Below are 6015 nucleotides of genomic sequence, written 5' to 3' on the forward strand. Positions count from 1 at the left end.
CGCGGGCTCGGGAGCCGTGCGTCGTACAGGCCCGGAGGCCGCGCGGAGAAGAAGTGCGGGAGCCACGCGAAGCAGAGCGGCGGGAGCCGCGCGGAGTCGCGGGCTCGGGAGCCGCGCGGAGAAGAAGTGCGGGAGCCGTGCGTCGTACAGGCCCGGGGGCCGCGCGGAGTACAGGCCCGGAGGCCGCGCGGAGTAGCGGGCCGGGGGCCGTGCGGAGTAGCGGGCGACTCCGTTCGTATGACCTTGCCGCGAGGATTGCCGCCGCCATGTGTCATCGCCGCCGCTGACGGCCCGCCCCGGCGAACATGCCGGGCATGAGCATCCTCACCCAGCGCCTGCGGACGCTGTGTTCACGTGTGGGCGGCACCGGTGCCTCCTGGGCTGTCGTGGCCACGACCGTGCCCGCGCTCGCCCTCGGCCTCGGTGCCGTACCCGCCGCAGCGGCCACCCTGCCCGGCGGCCTCGGCCCCTGTGTCCCCGGCAGCTGCCCCGACCCGTTCCCCGGCATCAACAACGGCCCGATCGCCGGCCGGGACGCCGCGATCAACATCTTCGTCGGCCATGACTTCCTGGTGCGCGGCCGGGCCGCCGAGGCCGAGGGCCGGGTGGTCGTCCTGAACGACTTCGACCAGCAGAAGCAGGCAGGTGTCAGCGGCCAGTACAACCTCGGCATCGTCGGCGTCGGCTCCCGCGTGCCCCCGCCGAACGGCTCGGACTTCCTGACCACCGGCGGCGACGTGACCATCGCGAGCGGCCAGCGCCTGGACACCACCGGCGGGATCATCGGCGAGCAGGGCACCGTGCGCTACGCGGGCACCGAGAGCGGCCAGGTCACCGGGCGGCTGGTGCACGACCCGGCGGCGGCGCAGCCGTACACCGCCCTGCGCGGCGAGCTGACCGCGGCCAGCCAGTGCTACGCCCGCGTCGACGGGGCACACCGGCAGCCCACCGGAACGGCGGTCAATCAGGGCTCGCAGACGGTGTTCACCGGCGACGGCACCTCCGCGCTCCAGGTCTTCGACGTGGACTTCGACCTGGCGGGCCCGAACGGCGCCCAGCAGGGCATCGTCTTCCGCGGCGTCCCGGCCGGGGCCACCGTCCTGGTCAACGTCTACGGCGCGAACCGCACCATCAACACCTACAGCGGCGGCATCGACGACAGCACCGACCCGCTCAACGCCTACCGCGAGCGCCTGCTGTGGAACTTCCCCGACGCCACGACCGTCGATCTCGCCGGCACCGGGCAGATGCAGGGCAGCTTCCTGATCGGCGACCAGGCGTCCATGACCACGGTCACCCTGCCCGGCATCAACGGCCGCTTCTTCACCACCGGTTCGCTGACCCACACCAGTGCCGCGAGCGGGGGCGGCGGCCAGGAGTTCCACGCGTACCCGTTCAACGGCGATCTGCCCGACTGCGCGCCGACCCCGCCGGTGACCGGTGAGGTCCGGGTCCACAAGATCGACGAGGAGACGGGCGCGGCCCTGGCGGGCGCCGTGTTCCAGCTGTGGCGGGAGACCAATGGCGTTCCCGGGCTCCAGACCGGCGGCGCCGACCCGGACACGCATGTCACGGACTGCACCACCGGCGCCGACGGCCGGTGCGGCGCCACCACCGAAGCCGGCACCTACTACTGGCGCGAGACCGGGGCGCCGGACGGTTACGAGCTGCCCGATCCGGACGTCTTCGGCCCGCTCACGCTGAGCGCCGAGAACGCGTCGGCGGGCGTCGAGGCCACCGTCCGCGACACCCGTACACCGGTGCCGCCGGTGCCCGGAGCCATCGAGCTGACCAAGACGGACGCGGCGAACGGCGCCCCGCTGGCCGGGGCCGTCTTCGAGGCGTGGCGGGAGACCAACGGCGTCGACGGCCTCCAGACCACCGGCCCCAACCCGGACACCCGCACCGGCGCCGCCTGCACCACCGACGCCGCGGGCCACTGCGCCTTCGGCGATCTCCCCCTCGGCCTCTACTACCTGCGTGAGACGGCCGTGCCGGACGGCTACGTCCTGCCCGCCAACCAGGTCTTCGGCCCCCTCACCGTGACCGAGGAGAGCGGCACCACCCCGGTGCCGATCACCGTCGCCAACACCCGCCGCGAAGAGGGCGGCGAGTACGGCTACGACTACGGCCCGCAGGACAAGAAGTCCAAGCACTGACCCCATAAGAGCCACCGCCACCGGTCCGGCCGCCCAGCTGTGGGCGGCCGGACCGCTGTGTGCAGGCCCCCCGTCGAATATCCCCCCGTCGAATATCCATTGGCGTTCCCTCCACCCCCTCACTAAAATCCTCTCTCTTGCCCGCCTCCCTCACGGAGAGCTGCCGCCCGGACGGAAACCGGGTGGCGCCGTCGTACCGCCCGCAGCAGGCCCACCGGAGGCACCCCCTTGTCCACGTCCGCGCAGGAACAGGCCATCGACCCCGTAGGGGACCCGCTCTCCCGGGAGCGTTCCCACCTCGCCGACTCGCGGGCCGCGCTGCGTGCCATGCGGGAGGACGTGGAGGCGCTGGACATCCGGGACGTCACCGCGAACTGGGTCAACGCGGCGGTGCTCAGCCGCCAGATCGACGACCGCATCAAGGCACTGGCCGACCTCAGCGACACCCCGCTGTTCTTCGGCCGGCTCGACTACCTGCACGCGCCCGGCGAGGACCGGGCCGAAGGCGCGTCGGGCGAACAGTTCTACATCGGGCGCCGGCATGTGCACGACGCCGACGGCGACCCCATGGTCATCGACTGGCGCGCGCCGGTCTCCCAGCCGTTCTACCGGGCGTCCAAGAAGGACCCGATGGACATCGGGCTGCGCCGCCGCTTCGGCTACACCGGCGGGGAGCTGACCGCGTACGAGGACGAGCGGCTGTCCGACCCGGCCGAGGAGGCCACCACCAGCAAGCTGCTCCAGCGGGAGATCGAGCGGCCGCGCGTCGGCCCGATGCGGGACATCGTCGCCACCATCCAGCCGGAGCAGGACGAGATCGTCCGCAGCGGGCTCGGCGGCACCGTCTGCGTCCAGGGCGGCCCCGGCACCGGAAAGACCGCCGTCGGCCTGCACCGGGTGGCGTATCTGCTGTACGCGCACCGCGAGCGGCTGGCCCGCACCGGCACCCTGGTCATCGGCCCGAACAAGTCCTTCCTGCACTACATCGAGCAGGTGCTGCCCGCGCTGGGCGAGCTGTCCGTGCAGCAGGCCACCGTGGACGACCTGGTGGCACAGGTCGAGGTGCGCGGCACCGACGAGGCGCCCGCCGCGGTGATCAAGGGCGACGCCCGGATGGCCGAGGTGCTGCGCCGGGCCCTGTACTCGTATGTGACCCTGCCGACAGAACCGGTCGTGGTCGTGCGCGGCTCCCGGCGCTGGCGGGTACCCGCGTACGAACTGGAGGAGCTGGTACGGCAGTTGCTCGACCGGGAGATCCGGTACGGCGCCGCCCGCGAGGCCCTGCCGCAGCGGATCGCGCACGCGGTGCTGGTACAGATGGAGCGGGCCGGGGAGGCGCCGGACGACCGGGTGCAGGACGCGGTCGCGCGCAACAGCGCGGTGAAGGCGGCCGTGAAGGCGATCTGGCCCGCCGTCGACCCGGCGAAACTGGTGCTGCGGCTGCTCACCGAGCCGGAGTTCCTGGACGAGCACGCGGCCGGGATCCTGGACGAGGACGAGCGGAAGACGATCCTGTGGGCCAAGCCGGTCCGCAGCGTGAAATCGGCCAAGTGGTCCTCCGCGGACGCGGTGTTGATCGACGAGGCCGCCGATCTGATCCAGCGCACGCACTCGCTCGGCCATGTGGTCCTGGACGAGGCGCAGGACCTCTCCCCCATGCAGTACCGGGCGGTGGGCCGCCGCTGCACCACGGGCAGCGCGACCGTCCTCGGCGACCTGGCACAGGGCACCACGCCCTGGGCGACGCGGAGTTGGGACGAGGCGCTGGGTCATCTGGGCAAACAGGAGGGTGTGATCGAGGAGTTGACGGCCGGTTTCCGGGTGCCGACCGACGTCATCACGTACGCCTCCCGGCTGCTCCCGCACATCGCGCCGGGCCTGACCCCGGTGGCCTCGGTCCGGGAGAACCCGGGCTTCTTCGAGGTCCGTGCGATCGAGGGCGCTGACCAGGTCGTCGCCGCCTGCGAGGAGTTGCTGGCCCACGAGGGCTCGACCGGTCTGATCGCCGCCGACGCCCGGATCCCCGCGCTGGCGAAGGCGCTGACCGCGGCCGGGATCGGATACCTCGCGCCGGGCGAGGAGACGACCCGCGAGAGGCGGCTGACCCTGGTGCCGGCCTCGCTCGCCAAGGGTCTGGAGTACGACTACGTGGTGCTGGACGAGCCGGGGGCGGTGGTCGACGGCGAACCGGACGAGCGGACGGGCCTGCGGCGGCTGTACGTGGCCCTGACCCGTGCCGTCTCCGGCCTCGTGGTGACCCACACGGCGCCGCTGCCGGAGCAGCTGGCCGGGTCTGTGCACGTGCTGTGACCTCCTGCCCGTTGGTGCACGGGCCGAGGAGGGCTATCGTCGGAATCCTGAGGCCAGCGCGAGGAGGACGGCCGGTGATGACGCAGGACGAGGCCGTGATCGGCTGCACGGGGAAGGTCCTCATCGGAACACGTGGATCCGCGGGACCCGGCGAGGTGCTGGTCCGGGTCCGTGGTGGCTCCGAGACGTTCCTCGCCTGGTCGGAGGATCCCCTGCCGCCGGGTTCGACGGTCCTCGTGATCGAATCACGGGGATGCCGCGAGGTCGGCGTCATCGAGTGGGCCGATCCATTGGACGCGCTCGGCGGCGACGCCGTCGACGCCTGCTGAGGAGTACAAGAAAATGTTCGGATACCGCGTACCCGCGCCGGACGAGGCGATGTTGATCTCGGGCGGACGACGGGGACTGGGGGGCGCGCCGTTCCGAGTGGTGACGGGCCACGGCAAGTTCGTGGTCCCGTTCTTCCGCAAGACCCGCTTCCTCTCGCTCGCGATGTGCGAGTCGGAGGTCACCGAGACCTGTGTGACCAAGCAGGGCATCGCCCTGCATGTGCGCGCCGTCATCGCCTTCAAGGTCGGCAATGACGCCGAGAGCATCATCAACGCCGGTCAGCGCTTCCTGTCCGACCAGGACCAGATGTCGGTGCTGACCGGCCGGATCTTCGCCGGTCATCTGCGTGCCATCATCGGCTCGATGACGGTCGAGGAGATCGTCACCGAGCGGCAGAAGCTGGCCGCCGAGGTGCTGGACACCTCCAAGACGGAGATGGCCAAGATCGGTCTGATCGTGGACTCGCTCCAGATCCAGTCGATCGACGACGGCGACACCGGTTACATCGACGCGATGTCCGCCCCGCACAAGGCGGCCATCCAGCGCCAGGCGCAGATCGCCCAGGCGCAGGCCACGCAGGCCGCGGTGGAGGCGGAGCAGGAGGCGGCCCGCCGGCAGGCGGAGTTCGCCCGGCAGACCGCCGTCGTCAAGGCCGAGTACTCGGCCGAGGTGGACCGGGCGGAGGCCCAGGCGGCGCAGGCCGGTCCGCTGGCGCAGGCGCACGCGCAGCAGGAAGTGCTGGACGCGCAGACGGAGTTGGCCCAGCGTCAGGCCCTGCTGCGGCAGAAGCAGCTGGTGTCGGAGGTCGTCAAGCCCGCGGAGGCGGAGGCCGAGCGGGTCAGGATCCTCGCGGCGGCCGAGGCTCAGCGGATGAAGATCCAGGCCGAGGCGGCGGCGTCGTACGACCGGGTCGCGCTGGACCGGATGCTGATCGACCAGCTGCCGCAGATCGTGAAGGAGGCGGCCGGTGGTCTCGCGGGCGCCAATGTCAACGTCCTGAACGGCGCGGACGGCCTCGGCGAGATCGCGGCCGGCCTGGTCTCCCAGGGCCTGACCATCCTGGACTCGGTCCGCCAGAACCTCAGCGGCCAGGACTCCGAGGGCAACCGCGACGAGCAGCAGCCCCGCGACAACGGCCTGCTCCAGCTCAGCGCCCGCCGCGAGAAGAAGTCGGACGACGGCCCGGTGGACGTCGACTAGTACTGCAACGGTGCTT

General features: G+C 71.8%; 4 protein-coding genes. All 4 read left to right on the forward strand.

All coding sequences use genetic code 11. From position 1 onward, the window contains the following. Positions 1-314: 314 nt before the first annotated feature. The 4 genes from CCN72_RS33725 to CCN72_RS33740 all read left to right on the forward strand — a co-directional run bounded on the left by CCN72_RS33725 (position 315) and on the right by CCN72_RS33740 (position 5999). A complete protein-coding gene (locus tag CCN72_RS33725; protein ID WP_244174611.1) occupies positions 315-2159 on the forward strand; it encodes a choice-of-anchor A family protein in 1845 nt (614 codons plus the stop codon). 327 nt (positions 2160-2486) lie between these two features. Further along, positions 2487-4469 carry a HelD family protein gene (locus CCN72_RS33730; RefSeq protein WP_244174612.1) on the forward strand — a complete coding sequence of 661 codons (1983 nt, stop codon included), beginning with the start codon at positions 2487-2489 and terminating at the stop codon, positions 4467-4469. Between the two features lie 77 nt (positions 4470-4546). Then, the gene (locus CCN72_RS33735; protein WP_085565325.1) at positions 4547-4798 is read left to right on the forward strand and encodes a hypothetical protein; all 252 of its coding nucleotides are present in this window, start codon (positions 4547-4549) and stop codon (positions 4796-4798) included. A 13-nt stretch (positions 4799-4811) separates the two neighbouring features. Then, a complete protein-coding gene (locus CCN72_RS33740; protein WP_086812084.1) occupies positions 4812-5999 on the forward strand; it encodes a flotillin family protein in 1188 nt (395 codons plus the stop codon). Positions 6000-6015 lie beyond the last annotated feature (16 nt).

This window comes from Streptomyces murinus (assembly GCF_002154555.1).
In the GTDB taxonomy this organism is placed as follows: domain Bacteria; phylum Actinomycetota; class Actinomycetes; order Streptomycetales; family Streptomycetaceae; genus Streptomyces; species Streptomyces murinus.

Coding starts and splice junctions, on each gene's coding strand:
- CCN72_RS33725 (WP_244174611.1), top strand. CDS start 315: ATGAGCATCCTCACCCAGCGCCTGCGGACGCTGTGTTCACGTGTGGGC.
- CCN72_RS33730 (WP_244174612.1), top strand. CDS start 2,487: ATGCGGGAGGACGTGGAGGCGCTGGACATCCGGGACGTCACCGCGAAC.
- CCN72_RS33735 (WP_085565325.1), top strand. CDS start 4,547: ATGACGCAGGACGAGGCCGTGATCGGCTGCACGGGGAAGGTCCTCATC.
- CCN72_RS33740 (WP_086812084.1), top strand. CDS start 4,812: ATGTTCGGATACCGCGTACCCGCGCCGGACGAGGCGATGTTGATCTCG.